Genomic DNA, 24139 nt, shown 5'->3' with positions numbered 1-24139 from the left:
CCACACGATTACCAGAAGTCGCAGCTCAACCACTTACAGGACACTCGCTAGGCCGGTTGCCCGGCCGGGCGGCGTGCGACGAGGAGCGCACCCGCGAGCGCGAGTGAGCCGAGCGCGCCTACCAGGCTCGGCAACCCGAGGCGGCCGTCGACCGCGTACGAACTCACCGACGTCGCGAGCACGCCGGCCGCGTAGGCGAACGCGGTGATCAGGTACGGCGCCGCCCGGTCGCCCGGCATCGCGGCGGCGAGCGCGAGCCCGACGCAGAGCAACAGGTCGGGCACCAGGAACAGGTTGTTCGTTCGCCAGCTGTCGTGGAGGAACAGGAACACGAAGGTGGAGGCGCTCAACCCGAACGCCGTGACCCGTGCGAAGCGAAGAAGCGTCATGTCTACAGCGTAGACAAACGCGCCGATCAATGTCTACGCCGTAGATTCACGTCATGCCGCGACCGCGAACGTTGAGCCCCGAGAGCATCACCGCCGCCGCGCTGGAGGTCGGCGACCGGGAAGGGCCGAAGGCGATGTCGATGCGGCGCATCGCGGCCGAGCTCGGCTGCGACCCGATGGCGCTCTACCGCCACTTCGGCGACCGCGAGGCACTGCTCGACGCGGTGGCCGACCGGGCGCTCGTCGACGTGCCCGCACCGGCACCGGACGATCCGTGGGACACCCGCCTCCGTGCGGTGCTCGGTGGCGTCCGTGCGGCCGCGCTACGGCACCCCGGTATCGCGGAGCACGTCGCCGCCCGTCCGCCTCTCGGGGAGAACGGACAGCGCCTCGGCGCCGCGATGCTGAGCGCGCTCACCGACTCCGGGCTGCCGCCGGGCGACGTCGTCCGGGCGTTCCAGGCGTTGATCGCGTACGGAGCCGCCGCGCTGGCGATGGCCGTACGGGCCGGGCGGCGCGACGCGCGGTGGGAGCAGGCCGCCGACACGATCGGCGCCCTGCCCGGCGGCGAGCGGTCGCGGGAACTACCGGCCGTCGGCTCCGACGACCAGTTCGAGTACGGCCTGCACCTGATCCTGGCCGGGATCCGCGCCGAGGCCGGCTGGGTGCAGCTAGGCGCGGCTCAGCCAGTACAGGAACCCGCCCAGGAACGCGCCGGCGAACAGCCCGATCCACCCCGACAACGCGATGAACATCAGCGTCCCGAGCGCCCAGGCGACCCCGAGGACACCGAGTCGGGTGGCGGCGAACGGGCCGCGGGCGACGATCCGGTCCACTCTGGTCGTGAACCGCGGGTCGTCGGACTCGAGTCGGGACACGATCTCGTCGAATGAGCCGTTGCTGTGAAACACGCTGATTACCTCCGCCTTCAAGCGTGCGCGTTTGAAGCGGGTCGTCGGCTGCGAGATCGGTCACGTGGAGAGCGCGAGCTCGCGCAGCATCGCCGGAATACTCCCCGTTCGCGTGATCAGTTCGCGTTGACGATCCGCTCCGGTGCCCTGCCGGTGCAGCCGCTCCAGGCCGCTGTGGACGACGTCCACGTCACCGCACCGGGCCGCGAGTTCGTCCACCAGCGACCAGGCGGACCGGGCCCGGCCGGACCGCGGATCCAGCAGGGTGCCGTTCAGGCCGCTGCGCGCCGCGTTCCAGTGCGCGGCGGCCAACAGGTGGTCGGCGACCGCCGGCTCGTCGTCGACCGCGGTCGCCACCAGTCCACGGACCAGCGCGGCCAGCACCACGGCGTCCTCCACCGACACCTGGGTGTCCGCCACCCGCACCTCGACGGTCGGGTACTTCGCGGACGGACGCACGTGCCACAGCACCATCGACCGGTCGAGCATCACCCCGGACGCGACGAGCGAATCCACCGCACTGTCGTACTCGTCGGCCGACCCGAAGTGCGGGATCGGGCCGAGGCTCGGCCACCGGTCGAGCTGCACCGCACGCCAGCTGGCGTAACCGGTGTCGGCGCCCGCGTGCACCGGCGAGTTCACCGTCAGCGCCTGGAGCACCGGCAGCCACGCCCGGATCCGTCGGCAGACGTCGATCGCGGCCGCCCGTGACGGCACCCCCACGTGCACGTGGGTTCCGCACACCGCCGGGTCGTGCGCGACCGCGCCGTAGTGCCCGGCGATGGCGGTGAAGCGCGGGTCGTCGGTCGGGCGCCGGTCGGCCTCCGCGATCGGCGTCGCCCCCACCGGCAGCGCGAGCACCCCGGCCGTGGCCGCGGCGGCCGCTACCGCCGACCGGTTCTCACGCAGCTGGTCACGTACGTCGCTCAGCTCGACGCGGGGCTCGGTGACCATCTCGGCCATGCACGGCCGGAACTCCATCCGGCTGCGCGACGCGAGGTGCTCCGGCAGCTTGGCCGTCACCTGATCGACCACCGACGTGTTCTCGCCGGTGACCGGGTCGACGAGAAGATACTCCTCCTCGACGCCGACGGTGAGCGCCGCGCTCACCCCGGTCGCACCGCGGTGAGCAGCACGACCGCGATGCGCTCGGCGTCGGAGTAGGCGTCGCCGTCGAGCTCTTCGTCGTAGACGTCCGGATCCACCTCCCGGTACGTCCAGACCAGCTCGGTCGACTCCAACCGTTCGGCCGCGGCGGCGCGGAGCGAGTCGTGGCCGTCGACGATGCCGACGCCGCTGAACAGCACCAGCGACCCGCCGGGCGCGAGCCGGGTGGCGGCCGCGTCGAGAATCGCGAGCGAGAGCCCGTGGCCGCCGGGCCCGCCCCCGTCGCGGTACGCCCGCCCGGCCGGGTCGACCATGAACGGCGGGTTGCTGACGATCAGGTCGAACTCGCCGTCCACGCCGGACAACAGATCGCTACGGACGGGGCGCACCCCGTTCGCGCCGGCGAGCGCGGCGTTGACCCGGGCGTACCGGAGGGCGGTGTCGTTGATGTCGACCGCGTACACCTCCGCTCCGGACGCGCGCTTGGCGACCGTGATCGCGCCCGCTCCGGTGCCGCAGCCGATGTCGACGGCGCGGCGCACCGGTGCCGTCCGGGCCGAGACGTGCGCGGCCGCGGCGTCGGCCATCCGGTAGGTGTCCGGGCCGAAGAACACCGAGTCTGCCGCCGTGGTGGGGAACGCCGAGTGCACGAACAGTTCGCCGTCGTAGCTGGAGAACCGCACCGTGCTACGCCAGGCGTCGCCGTCGCGTTCGAGCACGCCGGCGGCGTCCATCAGCGCGACGATCGACGACGGCAGCGTGTCGGGCCGGAACGGCCTACTCCACCCGAACGCGCCACGCAGGTCGTGCGCCCAGGCATTGCCGGGACGACGGTTGACCCGCTCGTGGGTGATCGGCGTGACCGTGGTGAACGAGTATCCGGCGGCCCGGAGCGCGTGGCCCAGTTGCTGCAACGCTTCGTCGCGGGCGGCGGCGCCGGACGCCTCGACCACCGCGCTGTGTGTCGTCGTCATGCGGCGGGGGCTGCCCGGAACCGATTCGTTTAATCCGAATCGTGTTCCGCGCCGTTGGCTCGCTCCGGCGGCGTGGCCGGGTCCCCGTTGAGCGAGTCGAGCAACTCCTCCGCCGCACGTTCGGCGACCGGTCGGGAGGCGTCGGTGAGCACCGGACGCGCCCCGCTGACCTCGATCTGCTGTGCGACGAGCGCCACCACGTCGGCCGCGGTCAGCGCGAGGTCGGGTGCGTCGTCGCCGGCGTCCGGAGGCGTGGTCATGCCGGGGCCCGGAGTTCGTCGGGTATCTCTCCGCGCTCCGACGAGGCGATCACCTCGGCCGCCCACCGGACGCGACTACAGGGCCAGTGGGGCGCCGCCCCCCAGTGACCGGCGTTCCCGCACATCGGGGTGTCGCCGTAACGCTCGAGCGGCTCGTGCTGATCGAGCAGCCGGTAAGCGGTGGCGACGTCTTCGGGCGTCAACGGTCTGTGCCACACCAAGCCCATGGATTCCCCTCCCTGGGATCAGGCTCCGCCCGGACAGAGCTGTTCCGCTTCCCCTACCCCACGCGGTCGCCGCCACACGCAAAGTGGGACGACGACTTTGAGCAATTCCCACTTACCCCTCTCATGACGGACTCATCAGGGCGTAAAGACGACGCGGTCGTCCGCGGGTGCGTTCCAGAAGTGCGCGATCCGCTCGAGTGGCACCGCGCGGTACCGGACGTCGATCGTGCCGTCGGCCACCGCGGCGGCGAGTTCCGGCAGCTCGGCGAGGATCTCGCGGGCGGACACCGACCCGATGCCGCTGCCGACGATCTGCAGCCGGGCCGCTCGCAACGCCGCGGACGGGATCGGAGCGGACGCCCCGGCCACCGATCCGATCTGGACCCAGGTCAGCGGCGCGCTCCGATCGGCTCGCGCGGTGAGCATCGGCACCATCGCACGGGCCGACGGCTCGCCCCACACGTAGTCGATGACCACGTCGACGTCGGCGGCCCGCTCGACCTGGTCGAACGTGATCGTCTCGTCGGCGCCGAGCGCGGGTAACTCCGCCAGGCGCGTGGTGTCCCGCCCGGCCGCGATCACCTGCGCGGCGCCGAACAGCTTCGCGATCTGCACGGCCATCCGCCCGGCGTTGCCGGTGGCTCCCAGCACCAGGACGCGCTGACCTTTCTCGAACTCGATCCGGCGACGCAGCGCGACCCACGACGACATCGCCGGGTTCATCGCCGCCGCGATCCGGGCCGGGTCCACCCCGTCCGGCAGCACCACGCTGCGGCGGGCGTCGATCACGGTGCGGTCGGCGAACATGCCGAGCTTGGTGTCGTCCAGAACCGCGTAGCGGAGCTTGTGGTCGTGGTCCATGACCACGCCGTCGACGCCGGGCACCAGCGGGAACGCGCCGCTGCTGCTGTAGTGCGCTCCGGTGGCGCGCGACCGGGTGAGGTGGTGCAGCCCGGCGGCGAGCACCTCGACGACGAGCTCGTCGCCGCCGGCCGGGGCCGGCTCGGGGTGTTCGCCGTAGACCGGCAGGGCGTCGGGGGCGGTGAGAACGGCGGCACGCATGGCTGGGCTCCTTTGTTCGTATTACCAACCATCTTCAGGATGGTTTGTATTACGAACCATGTCAAGTAGTCTCGGGGCATGAGCACAGACGCTGTGGTGGACGCCCTGGTGCGGACTTCGTTCGAGGTGATGGGGACGCTCACCCGCATCGGCGCCGAGCACGACCTGTCGCTCACTCAGCTGCGGGTGCTCGGCATCCTGCGTGACCGTCGCGCTCGCATGACCGAGCTGGCCGCGTACCTGGGGCTCGACAAGTCGACGCTGTCCGGGCTGGTGGACCGGGCCGAGAAGCGGGGGCTGCTGGCCCGGGAGAAGAACCCCGACGACCGGCGGGTGGTCGACGTGTTCATGACCCCGGCCGGCTCGGAACTGGCCGACCGGGTCTACGTCGAGGTCCGCCGGGAGCTCGCTCCGCTGATCGACCAGTTCGAGGTGATCCGACTACTGGACCGCGACCCGCGGTGAGTTCTTCCGACGCATCGGGACGATGTTGCCGCGGCGGGCGGCGAGCCACAGGAAGATGACCGTGAGCACCACACCCGCGGTGATCGTGTACAGGCTGCCCTCGGGGCCGAACGCGCCGCCGGTGACCAGGTCCGAGCCGGTGAGGCTGGTGTCGAGCAGACCCTTCGAGTCGCCGTTGCCGGAGACCGTGGCGCTGGCGATGCCACCGAGCCCGAAGTTCCAGCCGAAGTGCAGACCGATCGTCACCCACAGGCTGCGGGTGGCCGCGTAGCACGCGCCGAGCATGAAGCCGGCCTCGATCGCGATCGCGATCGCGCCCCAGATCGTGGCGTCCTCGTTGAACAGGTGCGACGCGCCGAACACCACACCGCTCAGCAGCAACGCGAGCCAGGTGCCGGTCACCTTCTCCACCCAGCGGAACAGCAGCCCGCGGTAGAGCAGTTCCTCGGTGGTCGCCGCGGCCGCCATGAACCCGAGCAGACCGAGCGCGCCGCTGACCGACCCGATCCCGTCGACGTGGAAGGACCCGAGGAACCAGATGTTGACGATGACGGCCGCGCACATCGCGAGCCCGATCGTGGTGCCCAGCGCCAGGCCACCGGTGGCTTTGCTCCGGTCCAGTTCGGTGACGTCACGCTTCTCGGTACGACGCACGATCCAGCCGTAAACGAACGCGGCCGCCGCCGCGGCGACCAGCCCCACGACGAGGCTGACCCAGGGCTGATCCTGCACCCCGACGGCCACTTGCCCACCGACCGCCGACACCGCGACGACGACCACGAACTGCAGGATGAATCGCATGACCACTCCTCGAAGGGGTCCGCGACTCGGCCGCCGCGGCTCGAGGAAAACGCTATGGATTCCCGCGTTTCAGCACGTCACCACGGAGTGGACACCTCGTCGTAGCTCTCCCGGGGGACAGCGAGGGTGTAGACCACGACGCGGAGGTCGCCCGGGTCCAGGGTCAGGACGTCGAGGTCCAGGTCGAGGTGGCCGTGTACCGGGCTCGGCACGCGTAGGCGGTCCGCGTGGCCGCCCGGCCGGGGCGGGGCATTCCAGAGCTGGACGAACTCCGGGCTGCGCGCGTGCAGATCGGCGACCATCGACGCCAGCTCGACGTCGGCCGGGTAACGACGGGCCGTCTCGCGCAGCTCGGCCACGACCGTGGCACGGAACCCGTCCAGCCGTTCGGGCACCTGGAACACCGACGGCCCGACCTCGGTGAACGCGCGCCACACCACGTTGCGACCGCGCCCGGGTGTCTCCGGGATCGTGCACACGTCCGAATGCCAGAGGTCGTTCGCGGCCAGCACCGTCCACGTCGCGTCGCACACGCAGACCGCGACGTCGGTCAACCGCTCCAGCATCCGCCGGGCCGTCCCGGTCACCTCACGGGGAACCAGCCCGTCCGGCTCGGGCGACGCCGCGAACCCGGCCAGCGCACGCAGCCGGGCGTGCTCACCCGAGTTCAGCCGCAACGCCCGTGCGAGCGAGTCGACCACACCCGGCGACGGCTTGCGCCGCCCCTGCTCGAGGCGCTTCACGTGTTCCTCGGAGACGCCCACGATGCCCGCGAGTTCGTCCCGGCGCAGCCCCGGCACGCGCCGCACGGCGGGTAACGACGCCGGCACCCCCACATCAGCTGGTGTGAGCCGCTGCCGCAGGGTCCGCAGCGCGGTCCCGAAATCGTCGTCCCGCCGCACGGTTCCATTCTGTCAGCTGTTTTTCAGCTGTTCGCCTGCTGCGAGCAAGCGCGGTCCTCAGTCGCGGGCGAGGCGCGGGCCGCCCGGCACCGCGGAGTCCGCGGCGTCGACCGGCTCCATGTAGAACCGCGACCGCCGAATCAGACCATTACTCTCCGTGATGATGATGACGCCACGCAGGTCCTGCCCGGCCGCCCGGGTGTAGTGCCACTCGCCCCACACCTCGTCGCCGACCTCGACCGAGTTCGTCATCGCGATCGTGATGTCCGGCGACGTCTTGAAGATCATCTCCCAGTTCCGGCGCACCTGCTCCGGCCCGTGCACGTCCCGAGCCGGATGCGCCGGCCACTCCCCCACAAAATCCGCCCCGAAACAGGCCTCGATCGCGTCGAGATCCTTGCCGTTCAAAGCACCGATCAGGCGCTCCACCAATGCAGTACTCATGAGAGCGACGCTAGGCGCCCGACACCCACCCGGCCGGGGCCAAGATGTACCACCTAAATGCTCAGCTGTCGGCGTAGCCAGGCGGCGCGGGTGGCGATGGTGTCTCGGGAGATGGCGGCGTGCGGGGCCACGACGTCGTAGCCGTGGAAGCCGCCGGGCCAGACGTGCAGTTCCGCGCGGCCGCCGGCCTGCCAGATGCGGCTGGCGTAGGCGACGTCCTCGTCCCGGAAAGTTTCGGCCGTGCCGACGTCGATGAAGGTGGGCGGTAGACCGGACAGGTCGACGGCGCGGGCGGGCGCGGCGTAGGCCGGCACGTCCGCTCCTCCGGGTACGCCGTCGCCGAGAAGCGCGTTCCACCCGGTCCGGTTGGAGGAGCGGTCCCAGATGCCGAGGCCTTGCATCTGGTGGGCCGACGGCGAGTCGTTGCGGTCGTCGAGCATCGGGGACTGAAGCAGCTGGGCGAAGATGGCCGGGCCGTCGTGGTCGCGCGCCATCAGGGTGACACCTGCGGCGAGGCCGGCGCCGGCGCTGGCCCCGGCGATGACGATGCGCTGGGCGTCGATGTTGAGTTCGGCGGCGTGAGCCGACGTCCATCGCAGCCCGGCGTAACAATCGGCGACCGGCCCCGGATGGGGCGTCTCGGGGGCGAGCCGGTACTCGACCGAGATCACGGCCAGGCCGAGCGGTTCGGCGAGGTCGATCATCTCGACCAGCCCGAAGCGGTTGTCCCCGACGATCATGCCGCCGCCGTGGATGTAATAGATCGCCGCGGTCGGGGTCGCCGCGTGCTTCGGCAGACACATCAGAAGCGATATGTCCGGCTCCCCGTCCGGCCCCGGCACCATGCGCTGCTGCACGCCGTACGCGCCCCCGCGGGCGAGGTCCTCGTCGGTCGGAGCTCGCACGCCGGGGACGGGGGCACGCATCTCGGCGATGTTGTCGGCGCGGTACGCGTCGGGCGCGCGCACGGCACCGAGCATCTCCACCACTGGCGCCAGCTCCGGGTCGAACGGCGGCGGCGGTCCGACCGGGTCCACGATGTGTGCGGACATGAATACCCCCTCTCAGACGGTCGGGACCGTCCCGCCGTCGATGACGTACTCGGCGCCGACGATCGCCGAGGCGCGATCGGACACCAGGAACCCGACCAGGTCGGCGATCTCCTCGGGGTTGGCGAAGCGACCGAGCGGCACTCCGCCGAGGGAGTCGAAGATGGTCTGCTTGGCCTGGTCGCGGGTGATGCCGTTGCCCTCGGCGATCCGGTCCACGAACCGTTCGTACGCCTCGGTCTCGATCCCGCCGGGGCTGATCGCGTTGACCCGCACACCGCGCGGCGCGAGCTCGTTGGCCAAGCCCTTGTTGTACGTCCGCAGCGCCGCTTTCGCCGCCGCGTACGCGAGGGACGCGTCGTGCTGCGGCAGCTCACGCTGGATCGAGGTGAAGTGCAGCACCACGCCCGACCCGGACTCGACCATCGCCGGCAGCAGCGCGCGGTCGAGCCGCACTGCCCCCAGGAGGTTGAGGTTGAGGTCGGCGAGCCACTGGTCGTCGGTGAGGGCGACGAATCCACCGGCCGGCGCCGACGTACCTCCCACGACGTGCACCAGGATGTCGAGGACGCCGGCCTCGGCGATGCGCGCGGCCACGAGCTCGGCGCCCTCGGCCGTCGACGTGTCCGCTTCGATGAACCGGTCGGGCCGGTCGTACCCGTCGGGCATCGTGCGTGCCGTCACGTACACGTCGGCCCCCATCTGGCGCAGTCGGTCGACGACGGCCCTGCCCGAGCCTTTCGATCCGCCCGTGACCAGCGCCCGCCGACCGTCGAGACGGTCTCGCTGCGAATGCGACATGTGCTCTGTCCTCACGCTTCGTGGTTGCCGATGACGATCTCGGCGATGAGGTCGCCGCGCAGCGTGAACCGGTAGTCGAGCTCGGCGACGCCGCCGGGGAACGTGCCCTCGAGCCGCACCGTCACCACGCAGTGCGTCTCGTCGACGCGGTGCGCGCCGATCTCCTCGGTCGTGTACTCGAACTCGGAGCCGGCGTCGCGCAGGAACGCGTGGACCTGCTCGCGGCCACGGAAGGTCTCGCCCTGGTCGACGGCCACCACGTCCTCGGTCAGGAACTTCGAGGCGGTGTCGGCGTCACGGACGATGTGCGCGGCGAAGAAGTCACGCACGACGGTGGGGAGCTGCTCGCTGTTGTGTGTCATGAGAGCACCGTGCGGCCTGACGACACGGGAGAGTCAAGCGCTGGACTCTCTCCCGGGGGGAGGGTTCAGACTGCGGGGGTGTTGACGATCGGCGAGCTATCGCGGCTGACCCACCTGAGCGTGCGGACCCTGCGTCGCTATCACGAGGCCTCGTTGCTGGAGCCGGCCGTGGTCGACCAGACCACCGGGTACCGCTACTACAGCGTCGATCAGATCCCGGCCGCGCAGGTGATCCACCGGCTGCGTGAACTCAACGTCCCCCTGAGCGACGTGCGGCGCATCCTGCAGACCCCCGATCCCGCTGTTCGCGGGACCCTGGTCGCCGAGCACCTGCAACGCCTCGAGGACGAACTCGACCGCACCCGGGCCGCGGTCGTATCGCTGCGTCGTCTGCTCGAGCCGGCGCCCGCACCGATCGACGTCGAGCTGCGTGCCGAGCCCGCTCGCACGGTCGCGGCCGTCGAGGCCGTGGTCAGTAGTGGTGACGTCGGGGCCTGGTTCGCCGGCGCGATGGCCGAGCTGCAGGAGGCCGTCGGCGACGCGGTGACCGGCCCGCCGGGCGGGAACTATGACAACGCCCTGTTCGAACAGGAACGCGGACGCGCGCTGCTGTACCTGCCGACGGCCGCGCCCCCTCGCACCGGACGCGTGCACCCCGTGACCCTGCCGGCGGCCGAACTGGCCGTCACGACCCACGTCGGCGAGCACGACGGGGCCGGGGTCACCTACGGCCAACTCGGCACCTGGGTGGTGCAGAACGCCATGTCGGTCGCCGGCCCGGTACGCGAGGTCTACCTCGTCGGCCCCCGCGACACGAACGACCCCGCGGCGTGGCGTACCGAAATCGGCTGGCCGGTCTTCCGAGTCACTTGACCCTTGGTTTCCGCCGCTGATGGCACGCTGGCGACATGTCGTTGAAGCATCTGATCGCACACTGGGACGAGGATCTGCCCCACCTCGACGCCGAGGCGCTCCAGGAGCGGTGGACGCTGGCCCAGAACCGCGAGAACGAGGCGGACGCACCAGGCACGGGACGCAACCCGAAAGCCCGGCGCGACTGGCGAAAACGACGCCAAGCCGTCGAGGCCGAACTGGAGCGCCGCGGCCTGGAGTTCTGACCCGCCGCCTCGCGTACTCGACCCTGCCAGCAACCGGTACCGAGAGAGCGACATCCACACCGGGGTCGTCAAGGCGGCCGCACCTCTCACGATCGACCTCGACCTCGGGCGGCTCTGGCTACTCCGCCGGCTGTGAGCTCAGCCTTTGCGCCTGCTCGAGGCGCGGCCCGGCCAGTTCTGGGATCAGAGGGCTCGTGCCATTTCGATCTCGGGACCGAGGGATCCGTAGACACTCTTCCCGGTGGCCGCGAACCCGGCCTTCTCGTAAGCGCGTTGCGCGCGAACGTTGTCTGCATGCACATAGAGACGCGCCCTCGTAAGGCCCCGCTGACGCATCCAATCCAGTGTTGCGTCGAACAAGCGCCCGATCACACCCTTGCCGCGGTGCTCCGGATGCAAGAAGACGCCCACCACATGCCCACCGGACTGCTCGATCGTCTCGCCCTCGAAGTCCTGCGCGCCGGCCTTTTCGATCAGCGCGACCGACGTTCCCACCCAGGTGCCGCCATCGGCGATCGCGACAAATTGACACGCCCCCGCCTCGGGTCCAGCGTCGCTGGAGGAACCCTGTGCGCGTCCTTGCCAAAACTCTTCGGGCTGGGCGGCACCTTCCTCGTAGGACTCAGCGAAGGCCATCGGGGCAGCCTCGTCCTTTAACGCTTTCAGACGCAGCGCCCGAATCTCGCGCCACTCGTGGCCCCGAATGGGGCGGACCATGTACTCGCTCACGGGCGGAAAGTATGCCAGCATCGCACGCGGTAGCACCGGGCCAGAGAGGCCAACGCCAAGCTGATCGACCAGCACCACTGGCGACCCCACAAAGCACGTCGAAGGTACTGCGCCAAGTCTGCGTGGGCTGCACCCCGCTGGTGAGCCCATAGCCCTGCTCCATGACCGGCCGCGTTCGTCCGCCGACGTCCGTTGCGTTGGCTACTCGGTTGGCTACTCGGCGATAGCCGGTGATGTCCGTGGTGCCGTACTTCGTGAGCCCTTCCTTGACGAGGAGCGAGACTTCCGATCCCATCCACACCGCGCCTCGCGGGGCCGCAGGACCAGCCTGGCCTCACTGCTGGCGTACGACTGAAACCGCAGGTCAGCGGCCACTAATCCAGCTATTCTCACCCGGTGACCGACCTTACGCCGAATGAGGTCACCCGACTCACCCGGCGAAGTCGAGCACTCGCATTGGTGCTCGGAGTGCTCGGTTCGGGCGTGAACGCCGGGCTACGTTCCTTGCCGTACGACTGGCCGCCGACCGACTCCTTCGCTCTCCAACTCACGCTGGCCGTCGGAACGCCGGGCCTGGTTCTGGTCCTGACGACGCTGGTCTATGTCGCGGTGCTGTGGCGTTCGTGCCGGCCGCCGAAGCGCGGCTTCGCACTCGGCCGGTATGGCGGGCAACCGGCCTTCGCCGCTCCGATGTCACCGCTGTACGTGGGAGGTACGTGCGTCACGCAGCTCTGCGTGGTGGGGCTATACGCTCCGATCCCCCGGCCAGGATCGAACGACTGGTCGGATCCCTCCCTGCGGGTGATGATCGTTCTGGTCGCCGTCATGGCGGGCCTGCTCCTCGTCCTCAGTATCGCGATGCTGTTCCGCCCGCCGCACCTGCGGATCACGGCGAACGGGTTGGTCGTCTCGACGCTCGGTTCCCGGGTGATCCCATGGGACGCACTGGCGTACGGCGGGCCGACCGGGAACGAGGTACGGCGCGGGGCGCTATGGCTCCAGGCTCGGGGCGGCACCCTGGGACTCGGCGGCCCGCACGTCCGCGACCTGCATGGACGGCTTCCGCTACCTGGTTTCTACTGGTTCCGCCTGAAGCTGGGCGCGACTCTGGTCGACCCGGTGTTCCTGGCTGATGCCCTGCGCACGTACCGCGACGACGTTCCCCGCCGCAGCGCGATCGGCACAGCCGAGGAACTCGCTAGCCTGCTCGCTCCGGCACGCGACGCACTAGCCGGCCGCCCGTAGAAGCACCCATGATGGCGTCGCGCATGGACGAGGTCACCCACTCGCCGACCGGACAGAAGGCGCCGTCCGTCCGGAGTCAACTGTCGGTAGACAGCCGGCATACCGATGACACGACCGGTGGAGCCTTCAAGGGGGGCGCGTGTCGAGCAAGATCGGGGAGCGTACGGCTGATCCTTGCCCTCGATGTCTGGTAGACGAGCTTCGGGACGGAGTCTTGGAGCTCGATGACGTGCACGCCACACGCTTCGACATCGGATCGTTGACGTCTGGAGGCTGGCGACCCCGGCGCCGGTCTGCTCGGCTCGTCCTGGGGCGACGGTAGGCGGGATGCCTCATCCCCGGAGCCAGAGCGCTCCCGCCGGAGGCATGGCACGCTCACGAGGTGGACGAAGAGGCAAAGGCGGACGATTCGGACTGATTCCACCGCCTGACGTTGGACGAGGCCCGGCGTCGAGTGATCATGCCCGTGGTCGCAAGTCTCATCCGGCCCGACGAGCTGGACGAGGTGTCGCTGTGGTGGCGACCGGAGCCCGCTGGGTGGCCCTGGCCTGAACCTGCGGCCCCGTGGGATTGGATCTCCGTACCGGTACACGAGCAGTGGATGCGCGTCACGGCGCGCGGTGAGACCTTCTCGTCGAATTTCTGGAGCACCCACTACAGCGATGTCTTTTCGAGCGTCAGCGATGTTGCGCGCGAACTCGCTCTACGGCTGGAGGACTGGGTGTGCGAGACCCGGTTCGCTTGGGGCCAGCAGCGGATAGCGCGCTACGAGCTGCCGGACTGAACTCGCGATAGCGCGCCGCTTCGGCGGCCAGCTCGCCGACGGTGGCCGGCACCCGCGCGTCGCAGGCGCTCCTGACGAAGGCCAAGGTCCGCTAGACCCCCCGACGATGCTCGGCCACCTCGATGGAGAAGGCGCTGTGGGGAACACCGCGCCGTACGTGATTGGCTACTCGATTGGCTACTCTGCCAACCGACCTAGCCGCCCGAAGCCACCAACCACCTGGTCTCAGAAGAGCTGGTGAGGGGACTTGAACCCCTAACCGCCCGATTACAAGTCGGGTGCGCTGCCAATTGCGCCACACCAGCAGGTAGCTCAGATGGTAGCCGCTCCGTGCTCACTGGTGCGTCTGTGCACCCAGCGCGAACTTCGTCAGGTCCTCCCAGTCGAACGCGTCGATCGCCAAGGGCTCCGGAGGGGCCTCGTCGACCAAGGCGTCTTCGAACTCGGGGCGCCAGCCGCCTACCGTGGCGATCACGCCGGATTCCAGGTAGCTGGCCACGTCGAGGTTGAACCACACGGGGGGTGTGGGGCGGCGTCCGCTGCCGGGTGGGCGGGGTGCGCTCAGCCCCAGATAGCTGGCCTGCGACCGGAGGACGCCCAGCGAGGCCATCTCGGTCAGGTCGCACACCTGGGCCCTGATCACCCGGGACCAGCCCGAGAAGCCGTCGAGCTCGGACAGGTCGAGGTCCTCGCGGGCCCAGTACTTCTCGAACGGCGGAGCCGGCGCGGTCAAGGCGTCGGAAATCCAGGAGAGCAGCGTCGACGGCTCCAGCGTCTTCGCGTCGCTCAGGTCGTAGCCCGTTGACCACCAGGCCCGGAGGAACTCCTCCAACGGTCTGCGGGTGGACGAGCCGAGTCGGGACATCGCGAGGTACAGGTCACTGTTGGTCCGAACCGAAGACACCTGACCATCCAACTAGAACCGAGCGCGCCCCAACAGGCCTCAGCTCAAACGACTCGTCGTCTGACGAACACGCAACTCGGTGGGGATCGTGGCCCGCATGGTCGGCGTTTCGTCGCGGTCGTCGCGGCTGAGCAGGCGCCAGGCGGCCCGGCCCTTCTCGGCGTGCGACTGGTGGACGGTCGTCAACCCGCTCGCGCCGGCTTCCGGGATGTCGTCGAAGCCGGTCACCGACACGTCCGACGGCACCGAGCGCCCGGATTCGCGCACCGCCTGCATCGTGCCGAGCGCCAGGATGTCGGTGGTGCAGGCGACCGCGGTCAGGCCGGGGTACGCGTCGAGCATCTCCTTGGCCGCGGCGGCCGCCGAGTCGATCGTGTTCTCCCAGCACTCCCAGACCGGGACGTCCTCGCGGTCGAGCTGCATCCCGTCGAAGAGGCCGTCGAGACGCAGCCGGACGACGTCGTACGGGGACGAACGCTGCCGCTCCGGGGTGGCCTGGCCACCCGGGCCGCGCTGCGAGCTGATGCGGCTGCAGATGATGCCGATGTTGCGGTGCCCGAGCTCGGCGAGGTGGGCGCCGGCTTTCGCGGCGGCGGCCCGGTCGTCGATACCGACGTAGTCGGCTCCGGTGGCGTTCAACGGTTCGTCGACGATGACGGTCGGCACCGGGCGCGCGAGCGCGGCGTCCAGATGCGGGTCGTCGTTCGGCAACGAGTAGACGATGAACCCGTCGACCGCGGCCGCGGCGGCCAACGCGGGATCGGTGCCGGCGCCGGGTACCGCCGGTACGAGGAGCAGCCCGGTCTTCGCGTCTTCGCACTCGCGCGCGAGGCCCTCGAGGAACTCGACCGCGGCGGGGTCGCGGAACGCGTACGACAGCGCCTCGGTGAGCAGCAGGCCGATCGCGCCGGCACGGCGGGTGCGCAGCGACCGCGCGAGCGGGTCGGGCCCGGGGTAGCCCAGGCGCTTGGCTGCTTCGAGCACACGCTGACGCAACTGCGGTGAGAGCTGGTCGGGGCGGTTGTAGGCGTTGGAAACGGTCGTGCGGGACACACCGAGTTCCGCCGCCAACGACGCGAGGGTGGCGGTACGACGGGGCTGGCGCTGGGCCATCATGGGCGGACCCTAACCGATCAAGCGCTCGGCGTATACCCGCCGGTAACCAAGGCCCTTTGTGATGTACATCATCGACGCACCTCTCGTAGGCATTTGAATCGATTCATGCGGATGTTAATTACCCAAAGAAATCGCCTCGATACCAATCGTCACTATTGACGAAACCGACTTAGAGGACGTCATTTCCCCGAACAGCAACGTCAGCGACATGTTGGGGTTATCTTTGCTCCACGGTCGCGGCGGAGAGCCTCGATCGCGGGAGGCAACGCCCTAAACAGGCGCAGCCCTCACCACTCGGATCGTCCGGCACGTTCCTGCCGGTGGAAAGGACTGCATCACCATGGCAACTGTCACGTACCAGGCTGCGAGCCGCATTTACCCCGGCTCCACCAAGCCCGCCGTCGACAAGCTGAACCTCGAGATCCAGGACGGCGAGTTCCTGGTCCTGGTCGGCCCCTCCGGTTGTGGGAAGTCGACTTCCCTCCGGATGCTCGCCGGCCTCGAAGACGTCAACGAGGGCGCGATCCTCATCAACGACAAGGACGTCTCGCACCTCCCGCCGAAGGCCCGCGACATCGCGATGGTCTTCCAGAACTACGCGCTCTACCCGCACATGACCGTCGCGGAGAACATGGGCTTCGCGCTGAAGCTCAAGAAGACGCCGAAGGCCGAGATCGCCGAGAAGGTGCGCGAGGCCGCGAAGCTGCTCGACCTCGAGGACTACCTCGACCGCAAGCCGAAGGCCCTCTCCGGTGGTCAGCGCCAGCGTGTCGCGATGGGCCGGGCGATCGTCCGCCAGCCCCAGGTCTTCCTCATGGACGAGCCGCTGTCGAACCTCGACGCCAAGCTCCGCGTCCAGACCCGTTCGCAGATCGCCGCGCTGCAGAAGCGTCTCGAGATCACCACGGTCTACGTCACCCACGACCAGGTCGAGGCCATGACGATGGGCCACCGCGTCGCGGTGCTCAAGGACGGCCTGCTCCAGCAGTGCGACACCCCCCGCGCGCTCTACGACCGCCCGGGCAACGCGTTCGTCGCGGGCTTCATCGGCTCGCCGGCCATGAACCTCAAGACGGTCCCGCTGACCGAGGGTGGTGCCCAGCTGGGCGGCATCGTCGTTCCGCTCACCCGTGAGCAGGTCGCGGCGGCCAGCGAGGGTGGCAGCAAGAACGTCACGATCGGCTTCCGCCCCGAGGCCATCGAGGTCGTCTCCGACGGCACCGGCCTCCCGCTGGTCGTCGACCTGGTCGAGGAGCTCGGCTCCGACGCCTACGTCTACGGCCACTCCGAGATCGGTGGCGACGACACCCGGATCGTCACGCGTACCGACGGTCGCAAGGTTCCGGCCCTGGCCGACACCGTGCACCTGCAGATCAACAAGGACGACGTGCACGTCTTCCACGCCGAGACCGGCGCCCGCATCGACTGACGTCGATAAAGACTGAGAAAGCCTGCACCGACGTGGTCGGTGCAGGCTTTTTCAATTTCGACGTCACGAGCGCGGACGCCGCACGAATCGCGCCGCTCGTGGTGGTCGCGCTGGTGGTGGTGGCCTTCGGCGTCGTGAAGAAACTCGGGCTCCGCGAGCTGGGCCTGCTCGTCACGCTGGCCACGATCCTGGTCATCACGCTCGCCCCGGCCCCGGCGGTCTTCGCGAACGACACCGACCATTGCATCAACGGCGGCTGGCAGCCCACCTGGATCCCGTGGCCGATCAACGGCCGCAGTCTCAACGTCTGGATGTTCGTGCCGCTCGGCGCTTTCGCCGCGCCCACGAAGCAGAGATGGCTGATCCTACTCCCGGTCGCGATCGAAGCGGCTCAGCGATTACTCCCGCTGAGCCGCTTCTGCGACACCCGTGACGTCGCGGACAACGTCTACGGGTTCGTGCTCGGCCTAGCTCTGGCGACGCTGGCGCGCTACCTCGGCGAGCAGCACCGCCGCCGCCACCGACGCATTCAGTGACTCGGTGTCGTTGGTCATCGGGATCGAGACCAGCTGGTCACAGGACTCACCGACGAGCCGCGACAGACCGCGCCCCTCCGAGCCGACCACGATCACGACCGGGTCGGTGCCCACCTCGAGCGAGTCCGTGGAGACGTCGCCGTCGGCGTCGAGACCGAGCACGGTGAAGCCCTGATCCTGCAGCGACCGCAGCGTCCGGGTGAGGTTGGTGACCCGGGCGACCGGCAGCCGGGCCGCCGCACCGGCGGACGTGCGCCACGCCGTGGCGGTCATCCCGGCCGCGCGCCGCTCCGGCAGAACGACGGCGGAAGCGCCGAACGCCGCCGCCGAACGCACCACCGCACCCAGGTTGCGCGGGTCGGTGACCCCGTCCAGAGCGATCACCAGGGGCGGCCCGTCGACGGCGGCGAGCACCTCGGGCAGGTCCGCGTACGCGTACGGCGGCACCTTCAGCCCGATGCCCTGGTGCAGCACCCCACCGGTCATCCGGTCGAGCTCGGCCCGGCTGACCTCGAGGATCGACAACCCGCGGTCACCGGCGGTCTGCACCGCCTCGTTGATGCGCTCGTCGATGTCGACGCCGAGCGCCAGGAACAGCGCGCTCGCCGGGATCTCGGCACGCAGCGCCTCGACCACCGGGTTGCGCCCGACCAGCAGCTCGGCGCCCTCACGCGTGCCCTGGCCGCGCCGCCCGGGGGTGGCACGGGGCTTGTCGGGACCGGAGGTGCGCCGGGCCGCCGCCGAGGCCTGCCGGTTCGCCTTGTGCTTGTAGCGGTCGGCGGCCTTCGGCGTCGGACCCTTACCTTCCAGCGCCTTGCGCCGCTGGCCACCCGAGCCGACGACCGCGCCTTTCTTGGTGCCCGTCTTGCGACGGTTCGGGCGCTGGCTGTTGCCGGGCATGGGTGACTCTTTCGATCAGAGGGTCCAGCGTGGACCCGCTGGAGTGTCTTCGACCACGATACCGGCCTCTTTGAGCTGATCCCGGATGCTGTCGGAGGCCCCGTAGTCCTTCCGGGCCCGAGCCGCCTGCCGCTGCTCCAGCGCGACCTTGACCAGCGAATCCAGGGTGCTGCGCAGATCGTCGGCCGAGCCCACCTCGGACGCGGCCCACTCGACCGACAGCGGGTCGAGCCCGAACACCTCCAGGCCTCCGCGCACCTCCGCGAGCGCCGCGCGGATGCCCTCGTCGTCGCCCGCGGTCAACGCCGCGTTCCCCACCCGAACCGCCTCGTGCACCGACGCGATGCCCGCCGGCGTGCCGAGGTCGTCGTCCAGCGCGGCCGTGAAAGCGGCGCTGGGGAGGCCGTCGACCGGGCCGACCCGCTCGACCGCCCGCTGCACGAAGTTCTCGATCCGCCGGAACCCGACGGCCGCCTCGAGCAGCGCTTCTTCGCTGTAGTCGATCGTCGAACGGTAGTGCGGTGTCGCGATGTAGTAGCGGAACTCGATCGCGCGGACCAGGCCCAGCACCTTCGGCAGGTCGATGACGTTGCCGAGCGACTTGCTCATCTTCTCGGGGCCGAGGTTGAGCAGGGCGTGGTGCACCCAGTAGTTCGCGAACCCGAACCCGGCCGCCTTCGACTGCGCGATCTCGTTCTCGTGGTGCGGGAACACCAGGTCGAGGCCACCGCCGTGGATGTCGAACGCCCGGCCGAGATACCGGCCGGCCATCGCTGAGCACTCCAGGTGCCAGCCGGGGCGACCGGGGCCCCAGGGCGTCGGCCAGGACGCGGTTGCGGGCTCGTCGGGCTTCCGCCCCTTCCACAGCGCGAAGTCGCGGGGATCGCGCTTGCAGTGGTCGTCGGCGCCGTCGCCCTGCATGTGGTCCAGCCGCTGCCCGGAGAGCGCGCCGTACTCCGCGTACGACTGCACGTCGAAGTAGACGTCGCCCTCGGCGTCGTAGGCGTGACCGCGCTCGATCAGGCGCTTCATCAGCTCGACCATCTCGGGCACGTGCCCGGTGGCCCGGGGGGCGATCGTCGGCGGGAGGCAGCCCAGCGCGGCGTACGCGTCGGCGAACGCCCGTTCGTTCTCGTACGCCAGGGCCCACCACTCGACGTCCTCGGCTTTGGCCAGGATCTTGTCGTCGATGTCGGTGACGTTCTGCACGAACGTCACCTCGTAGCCCGACCGGGTGAGCCAGCGCCGCAGCACGTCGTAGTTGACGGCCGAGCGCAGGTGCCCGATGTGGGGCGCGGACTGCACCGTCGGCCCGCACAGGTAGATCCCGCAACGCCCCGGAGTGATCGGAACGAACTCGCGGATCGACCGGCTGGCGGTGTCATGGAGACGGAGAGTCACGCCGCGCGATTCTACGCGGCCGGGACCAGGTACCCGACAAGTTATCCACGCATTGCCGCAACGCGAGCACCGTTGGGGGGCCTCATAGGGGTTATGGAGGACGAGGAGTACCACGAATACGTCCGATCGGCGCTGCCGGTGCTGCGCCGGCTGGCGTACGTCCTCTGTCAGGACGGGCACCGCGCGGACGACCTCGTGCAGAACGCGTTGGTCAAGCTGTACCTCGCGTGGGACAAGGCCCGCCGGGCGGACAACCGTTTGGCCTACGCCCGAACAGTGCTCGTCCGGGTCTTCCTGAGCGAGCGCCGGGCGAACTGGGCCCGCCGGGTGGTGTTGGTCGACCGGTTACCCGAGCAGGCCTCCGTGCCCGGCCCCGACCCGGCCGCCACGCTGGCCCTACGGGCCGCGCTGGCGAGCCTGCCACCGAAACAACGTGCCGCGCTGGTGCTCCGTTACTACGCCGATCTTTCGGTGGACGAGACCGCTGAGGCACTCGGGTGCCCGGCGAACACGGTAAAGAGCCACACCGCACGGGGCCTCGCGGCGTTACGTCGCGTGCTGCCCGAAGAGGTCGCTACCACCCAGGAATGGAGCGGACGATGAACGAGCCGACGCTCCGGGAATTGCTGCACGACGTGGCAACGGAGATGCCGACGCACACCGCCGTGGATTCGTACGCGGCGGCGGCGGCCGCGCAGCGACAGCGCCTGCTGCGCCACCGGTTGATCCTGGCCGGCGCGGCCGCGCTGGTCGCCCTCGTGACGCTCGGAAGCGTCGCGCTGGCCGTGGTGACCGACGGCAGCCGCGTGCCCCCGGCCACGTCGGTGCCTCCCTCACCGACGCCGGCCGTGGTCGCGCCGAGCGCGTTCGACCCGGCGCAGTTGCAGGTCACACCGGGTTGGCTGCCGGCCGGGCTGGAGCACTGGGACCTGGAACAGGAGCCCGGAGGCGCGCGTTACACGGCGACGAGCGACGGGCGCGAGGACAACCCCCAGCGCGTCGTCGTCTACGTGGCCCCGCGCGGCGTCGGCGTGCCCGACCTCGATCCGGGGAGCAAAGCGATGCGGCGCACCAGCGGGCCCGGGCCGGAGATCAACGGCTCGGAGTCGACGTGGGTCTCGCGGGAAACCAGTCCCGGCGTCCGCACCTCGGCCGGCGAACTGCGGTTCCGGTGGGCGTCGGACGCCCAGGCGTCGGTCGACGTCCGCGACCTGCCGGACGCGAAACAACTGGCCGTGCGGATCGCCGAGTCGTTGCGGGTGACCGTCGACCGGCCCACGCCGCTCCCGTTCTCCACGATCAAGCCGAAGGTGCCGCTCACGAGGCTGGAAATCGACACCGGCGGAGGCATCTCGTCGATCCGGGCGATGTACCTGGCCAAAACCGGCGTAGGCCCGGGCGTCGAGTTCCAGGTGAACATGAGCGGCTCACCGGAACCGACGATGCAGATCGGGCCGTACTCGGTCGCGAAGACGGGTATCTCGGGCGGCGAGTACCACTACTACTTCGCCGCGGACGCCGACACGAAGGTCATGGTCGTGAGCCGGCCGGAACCGGGGCACGACCAGGAGGGCGTGGAGTTCGCCGAGCAGGCGATCGCGGCCTTCGTGATGACTGGTGACATTCGGGACCCGTCGAGCTGGACGTAGTACGACGTCGTTTCGTCGGGTGGGCGTCGGTCAGCCCGGAGCGCCGATGGCGTCGATGCTGGTGCGGTACCAAGGCCCTAGGGGGTCGATGGCGTGCAGGTCGCCGGCCCGGCCGGTGTAACGCAGGCGGTACGCCTCGATGCCGTCGGGCCTCGTCACGACGTCGTACTCGGAACCCCCAGCCGACGAGCTGGCCGAGTCGTTGTCGCTTGGTTCTGCCCCTGTGCGCAGCAGGCCATCACGGCTCCGGGTGACCTACGATCGATCCATGGCCTTCGACAGGATCACCGCGGAGCCGGGCAAGCTTGAGGGCAGGCCCGCCATCCGTGGTCTCCGGATCTCGGTCGAGTCGGTTGTCCGGCTCGTTGCCGCCGGATGGGCGTTCGACGAGATCCTCGAGAACTACCCGGACCTCGAGCACGAGGACATCAGGCAAGCGCTTGAGTATGCGGCAGCTGCGACCGATGTGCACGTGCTGGCTCTTCGAGAGCCGGCGTGAAGTTTCTCGTCGACGAAAATCTCTCGCCGCACGTCGCCGAGGTTCTCGTGAAGTCGGGCCATGATGCCGTCCACATCCGTGACCTGGATGCGGCGGGAGCCCCCGATTCCGAAGTGATGGCCCTTGCCGCCGAAGGCGGGCGCGTAATTATCTCCGCAGACACCGATTTTGGTGCTTTGCTGGCATACAGCCGCGCCACTTAGCCGTCGGTGATCTGCTTATCGACCGACGCCCACCAGAACTAGCCGCGACTTTGATCGCAAACCTGGAGGACGTCGCGCCGGGTTTCGATTCCGGTGCGGTGGTGGCTTTCAACAAGACCGAGATCCGCGTACGGCGGCTCCCCCTTCGGTAGGCGGCGCGTAGCTAACGCGCCGGACGACGCAGAACGTCGGCGGACGGAAGCTGGACAGTGTCCCAGCTGAATCGCGACGACACACCGGAGCGGACGTCGGTGGACGCTACGAGCGAAGCTTGTAATCGGGCGGTTAGGGGTTCAAGTCCCCTCACCAGCTCTTCTGTGACTAGGTGGTTGGTGGCTTCGGGCGGCTAGGTCGGTTGGCAGAGTAGCCAATCGAGTAGCCAATCACTGACGGCGCGGTGTTCCCCACAGCGCCCTCTCCATCGAGGTGGCGGCTTCGCCGAGCGTCGCCGCGGTGTGTCGGAGGTCGTGGAGGCGGGTCTAGCGGACCTTGGCCTTCGTCAGGAGCGCTGGGAAGGCCCGCGCGCGGGGTCGACGGCAGACGGGACGAGGACGTGGCGCAGTCATGCCGCGAAACCGCTGTTAATTTCATCAGCCGGTCCGTCATGTCAGGATGCCGAACATGAGTCTTGACCTGATGGTTTGGGCCTCTCACCATCCCGATGTCAGCGACGCCGAGGCTTACGAGGCGCTCTGCGATGACAACGAGGACGTCGTCACCGACAGCCCGGCTATCGCGGCCTTCGCCGCTGAAGTCCTCCAGCGCCACCCCGACCTGGACGAGCTGTTCTCGGTCGGAGACCGTAAGCGCTACGTGTCCTTCACACTGCCCTTCTCGACTCCCGAGGAAGTCGTCGAGGACATCCAAGAGCTCATCGTGAAGCATGGCCTCCACGGGTGGGACCCGCAGTTGGAGGAGCCGCTCGGTCGATGGGTCTGAGGCGAGTCACCGGTTTCTGTCGAGCGGGCTCTACGGTCCCAATCCATGAGTATCTCGGTCGCCAGGATCCTCGCCCCAATACCGTGACTGGGCCCAGGGCGTGGCTGCGGTTTCATGCTCAGCCCGGGCTGCCAACGACCCGGGCGGACGGTGCGTTCCGAGAGGATGCTTCGATGGCCGCTGCCTCGGACGGCAGACGGATTCGGAGACAAGGGGGGGTCGGAATGACCGAGCCGATCTATGTGGCGCACAACAGCCCGGTCGGGCGGAACCCGCCGAACTAGATCGCGCATGTCGACCTCGCCTATGCCGGACTGGCCGGTCAGCTAGAGCAGCTCTGGTTGAAGGAGCTTGGAGACGGGCTGTTCGGCGTCTCCTGTATTCCGTTCTGCGCGCTCGGCCTGGCTGTCAATGACACGGTCGCGCTTGACCCCGGAGGCAGTCGCGTGACTACCCTCTGCGCGCAGTCAGGCCACCGGGTGCTTCGGGCTCTTCTGTACCCGGCCCCTGAGCCGGGGCTCACCGCTGTCCGTGATGGCCTCACTGCAACCGGACGTCGCATCGGTGCTGCGCACGAGCACCATGGTGATCGCTTCATAGTCTTCGACGTTGGTCCCGGAACCCACTCTGCGCCGCTGGAGCAGGCGTTGATGGCTGGCGCTCAGGCACAACAACTGCGCTGGGACTGGGGCGACAGGATCCCGTTCCAGGTATCAGGTAACGGCTAACGCGCCTGAGTACCCGCGCTCGCCGAACACCCTACGGACGTCCATGCGGCCTCCACCGAGGGCTGCCACCAGGCGCACGCGTGCGCTTCCGATCGAGTCCTGACGGCCGAACCGCCACGCAGTCGGGCCGGTCCTTCGCGGACCGGCCCGACCTCTATGACGCAGTGACTCTGTGGCGTTATATGTGATTTTCGAACGATCACCT

The 24139-nt window shown here is 69.4% G+C and carries 31 protein-coding genes and 1 tRNA gene; 14 read left to right on the top strand and 18 right to left on the bottom strand.

Annotated features, from left to right (window positions below; genetic code table 11):
• Positions 1 to 47: 47 nt before the first annotated feature.
• Positions 48 to 389, bottom strand: coding sequence for a hypothetical protein (locus tag ABD437_RS40475; RefSeq protein WP_344654298.1), 342 nt, complete (start codon positions 387 to 389; stop codon positions 48 to 50).
• A gap of 53 nt (positions 390 to 442) precedes the next feature.
• On the opposite strand from ABD437_RS40475, the gene ABD437_RS40470 reads away from it, so the two are divergent.
• Positions 443 to 1282 (top strand): TetR/AcrR family transcriptional regulator, encoded by an 840-nt coding sequence (locus tag ABD437_RS40470; protein WP_344654297.1) that lies wholly within the window; start codon positions 443 to 445, stop codon positions 1280 to 1282.
• A gap of 78 nt (positions 1283 to 1360) precedes the next feature.
• Here ABD437_RS40470 and ABD437_RS40465 read toward each other — a convergent pair whose 3' ends face one another.
• From ABD437_RS40465 to ABD437_RS40450, 4 genes are all read right to left on the bottom strand, one after another.
• On the bottom strand, positions 1361 to 2410 hold the full coding sequence (locus ABD437_RS40465; protein WP_344654296.1) for a carboxylate-amine ligase: 1050 nt from the start codon (positions 2408 to 2410) through the stop codon (positions 1361 to 1363).
• Complete coding sequence (locus ABD437_RS40460; RefSeq protein WP_344654295.1) at positions 2407 to 3381, bottom strand: methyltransferase; 975 nt, start codon at positions 3379 to 3381, stop codon at positions 2407 to 2409. Before ABD437_RS40460 ends, ABD437_RS40465 begins: the two co-directional genes overlap by 4 nt.
• A gap of 29 nt (positions 3382 to 3410) precedes the next feature.
• On the bottom strand, positions 3411 to 3641 hold the full coding sequence (locus ABD437_RS40455) for a hypothetical protein (protein WP_344654294.1): 231 nt from the start codon (positions 3639 to 3641) through the stop codon (positions 3411 to 3413).
• A 362-nt stretch (positions 3642 to 4003) separates the two neighbouring features.
• A complete protein-coding gene (locus ABD437_RS40450; protein ID WP_344654293.1) occupies positions 4004 to 4930 on the bottom strand; it encodes a quinone oxidoreductase family protein in 927 nt (308 codons plus the stop codon).
• Between the two features lie 78 nt (positions 4931 to 5008).
• Here ABD437_RS40450 and ABD437_RS40445 point away from each other — a divergent pair, with 78 nt between their 5' ends.
• Complete coding sequence (locus tag ABD437_RS40445) at positions 5009 to 5395, top strand: MarR family winged helix-turn-helix transcriptional regulator (protein ID WP_344654292.1); 387 nt, start codon at positions 5009 to 5011, stop codon at positions 5393 to 5395.
• Here ABD437_RS40445 and ABD437_RS40440 read toward each other — a convergent pair.
• The 6 genes from ABD437_RS40440 to ABD437_RS40415 form a co-directional block, all read right to left on the bottom strand.
• On the bottom strand, positions 5372 to 6196 hold the full coding sequence (locus ABD437_RS40440; RefSeq protein ID WP_344654291.1) for a CPBP family glutamic-type intramembrane protease: 825 nt from the start codon (positions 6194 to 6196) through the stop codon (positions 5372 to 5374). The two genes, ABD437_RS40445 and ABD437_RS40440, sit on opposite strands and share 24 nt — an antisense overlap.
• A gap of 77 nt (positions 6197 to 6273) precedes the next feature.
• Positions 6274 to 7098, bottom strand: a complete 825-nt coding sequence (locus tag ABD437_RS40435) for a helix-turn-helix domain-containing protein (RefSeq protein ID WP_344654290.1) — start codon at positions 7096 to 7098, stop codon at positions 6274 to 6276.
• Positions 7099 to 7155: 57 nt separating this feature from the next.
• Positions 7156 to 7542, bottom strand: coding sequence for a nuclear transport factor 2 family protein (locus tag ABD437_RS40430; RefSeq protein WP_344654289.1), 387 nt, complete (start codon positions 7540 to 7542; stop codon positions 7156 to 7158).
• Positions 7543 to 7595: 53 nt separating this feature from the next.
• Positions 7596 to 8594: an alpha/beta hydrolase gene (locus tag ABD437_RS40425; protein ID WP_344654288.1), complete on the bottom strand. Its 999-nt coding sequence runs from the start codon at positions 8592 to 8594 to the stop codon at positions 7596 to 7598.
• 12 nt (positions 8595 to 8606) lie between these two features.
• Positions 8607 to 9392, bottom strand: coding sequence for an SDR family oxidoreductase (locus tag ABD437_RS40420; RefSeq protein WP_344654287.1), 786 nt, complete (start codon positions 9390 to 9392; stop codon positions 8607 to 8609).
• 11 nt (positions 9393 to 9403) lie between these two features.
• Positions 9404 to 9754 carry a nuclear transport factor 2 family protein gene (locus ABD437_RS40415; RefSeq protein WP_344654286.1) on the bottom strand — a complete coding sequence of 117 codons (351 nt, stop codon included), beginning with the start codon at positions 9752 to 9754 and terminating at the stop codon, positions 9404 to 9406.
• A 78-nt stretch (positions 9755 to 9832) separates the two neighbouring features.
• On the opposite strand from ABD437_RS40415, the gene ABD437_RS40410 reads away from it, so the two are divergent.
• Complete coding sequence (locus ABD437_RS40410) at positions 9833 to 10627, top strand: MerR family transcriptional regulator (protein ID WP_344654285.1); 795 nt, start codon at positions 9833 to 9835, stop codon at positions 10625 to 10627.
• Between the two features lie 35 nt (positions 10628 to 10662).
• Positions 10663 to 10872, top strand: coding sequence for a hypothetical protein (locus ABD437_RS40405; protein WP_344654284.1), 210 nt, complete (start codon positions 10663 to 10665; stop codon positions 10870 to 10872).
• 183 nt (positions 10873 to 11055) lie between these two features.
• On the opposite strand, the gene ABD437_RS40400 is transcribed toward ABD437_RS40405, so the two are convergent.
• Positions 11056 to 11601 carry a GNAT family N-acetyltransferase gene (locus tag ABD437_RS40400; RefSeq protein WP_344654283.1) on the bottom strand — a complete coding sequence of 182 codons (546 nt, stop codon included), beginning with the start codon at positions 11599 to 11601 and terminating at the stop codon, positions 11056 to 11058.
• 396 nt (positions 11602 to 11997) lie between these two features.
• On the opposite strand from ABD437_RS40400, the gene ABD437_RS40395 reads away from it, so the two are divergent.
• On the top strand, positions 11998 to 12846 hold the full coding sequence (locus ABD437_RS40395; protein ID WP_344654282.1) for a hypothetical protein: 849 nt from the start codon (positions 11998 to 12000) through the stop codon (positions 12844 to 12846).
• 601 nt (positions 12847 to 13447) lie between these two features.
• Positions 13448 to 13630, top strand: a complete 183-nt coding sequence (locus ABD437_RS40390; protein WP_344654281.1) for a hypothetical protein — start codon at positions 13448 to 13450, stop codon at positions 13628 to 13630.
• A 232-nt stretch (positions 13631 to 13862) separates the two neighbouring features.
• On the opposite strand, the gene ABD437_RS40385 is transcribed toward ABD437_RS40390, so the two are convergent.
• The 3 genes from ABD437_RS40385 to ABD437_RS40375 all read right to left on the bottom strand — a co-directional run bounded on the left by ABD437_RS40385 (position 13863) and on the right by ABD437_RS40375 (position 15650).
• A tRNA-Thr gene (locus tag ABD437_RS40385) sits at positions 13863 to 13935 on the bottom strand.
• Between the two features lie 29 nt (positions 13936 to 13964).
• Positions 13965 to 14534, bottom strand: a complete 570-nt coding sequence (locus tag ABD437_RS40380) for a hypothetical protein (protein WP_344654280.1) — start codon at positions 14532 to 14534, stop codon at positions 13965 to 13967.
• A 39-nt stretch (positions 14535 to 14573) separates the two neighbouring features.
• Entirely contained in the window at positions 14574 to 15650 is a 1077-nt protein-coding gene (locus ABD437_RS40375; protein WP_344654279.1) for a LacI family DNA-binding transcriptional regulator, read from the bottom strand.
• A 340-nt stretch (positions 15651 to 15990) separates the two neighbouring features.
• Between ABD437_RS40375 and ABD437_RS40370 the strand changes: the two genes are divergently transcribed.
• Together ABD437_RS40370 and ABD437_RS40365 are read left to right on the top strand one after the other, a co-directional pair.
• On the top strand, positions 15991 to 17079 hold the full coding sequence (locus ABD437_RS40370; protein WP_344654278.1) for an ABC transporter ATP-binding protein: 1089 nt from the start codon (positions 15991 to 15993) through the stop codon (positions 17077 to 17079).
• Between the two features lie 32 nt (positions 17080 to 17111).
• Complete coding sequence (locus ABD437_RS40365; RefSeq protein WP_344654277.1) at positions 17112 to 17615, top strand: VanZ family protein; 504 nt, start codon at positions 17112 to 17114, stop codon at positions 17613 to 17615.
• Here ABD437_RS40365 and rlmB read toward each other — a convergent pair.
• Positions 17547 to 18515, bottom strand: coding sequence for a 23S rRNA (guanosine(2251)-2'-O)-methyltransferase RlmB (gene rlmB / locus ABD437_RS40360; protein WP_344654276.1), 969 nt, complete (start codon positions 18513 to 18515; stop codon positions 17547 to 17549). The genes ABD437_RS40365 and rlmB overlap by 69 nt on opposite strands.
• 15 nt (positions 18516 to 18530) lie before the next feature.
• Positions 18531 to 19916: a cysteine--tRNA ligase gene (gene cysS / locus ABD437_RS40355; protein WP_344654275.1), complete on the bottom strand. Its 1386-nt coding sequence runs from the start codon at positions 19914 to 19916 to the stop codon at positions 18531 to 18533.
• A gap of 93 nt (positions 19917 to 20009) precedes the next feature.
• Between cysS and ABD437_RS40350 the strand changes: the two genes are divergently transcribed.
• On the top strand, positions 20010 to 20519 hold the full coding sequence (locus tag ABD437_RS40350) for a SigE family RNA polymerase sigma factor (protein WP_344654274.1): 510 nt from the start codon (positions 20010 to 20012) through the stop codon (positions 20517 to 20519).
• Positions 20516 to 21565 (top strand): hypothetical protein, encoded by a 1050-nt coding sequence (locus ABD437_RS40345; RefSeq protein ID WP_344654273.1) that lies wholly within the window; start codon positions 20516 to 20518, stop codon positions 21563 to 21565. The genes ABD437_RS40350 and ABD437_RS40345 overlap by 4 nt, the downstream gene beginning before the upstream one ends.
• 30 nt (positions 21566 to 21595) lie before the next feature.
• Here the strand turns inward: ABD437_RS40345 and ABD437_RS40340 are convergent, their stop codons facing one another.
• Entirely contained in the window at positions 21596 to 21724 is a 129-nt protein-coding gene (locus tag ABD437_RS40340) for a hypothetical protein (protein WP_344654272.1), read from the bottom strand.
• A gap of 109 nt (positions 21725 to 21833) precedes the next feature.
• On the opposite strand from ABD437_RS40340, the gene ABD437_RS40335 reads away from it, so the two are divergent.
• The 4 genes from ABD437_RS40335 (at position 21834) to ABD437_RS43215 (ending at position 23934) form a co-directional block, all read left to right on the top strand.
• Complete coding sequence (locus ABD437_RS40335) at positions 21834 to 22064, top strand: DUF433 domain-containing protein (RefSeq protein WP_344654271.1); 231 nt, start codon at positions 21834 to 21836, stop codon at positions 22062 to 22064.
• Positions 22061 to 22267 (top strand): DUF5615 family PIN-like protein, encoded by a 207-nt coding sequence (locus ABD437_RS40330; protein WP_344654270.1) that lies wholly within the window; start codon positions 22061 to 22063, stop codon positions 22265 to 22267. Before ABD437_RS40335 ends, ABD437_RS40330 begins: the two co-directional genes overlap by 4 nt.
• 621 nt (positions 22268 to 22888) lie before the next feature.
• Positions 22889 to 23206, top strand: a complete 318-nt coding sequence (locus tag ABD437_RS40325) for a hypothetical protein (RefSeq protein WP_344654269.1) — start codon at positions 22889 to 22891, stop codon at positions 23204 to 23206.
• 341 nt (positions 23207 to 23547) lie between these two features.
• The gene (locus tag ABD437_RS43215; protein ID WP_425558362.1) at positions 23548 to 23934 is read left to right on the top strand and encodes a DUF4265 domain-containing protein; all 387 of its coding nucleotides are present in this window, start codon (positions 23548 to 23550) and stop codon (positions 23932 to 23934) included.
• Positions 23935 to 24139: the final 205 nt, after the last annotated feature.

Source organism: Cryptosporangium japonicum (assembly GCF_039524755.1).
Classification (GTDB): domain Bacteria; phylum Actinomycetota; class Actinomycetes; order Mycobacteriales; family Cryptosporangiaceae; genus Cryptosporangium; species Cryptosporangium japonicum.
This window is presented reverse-complemented; position numbering and strand designations above follow the sequence as displayed.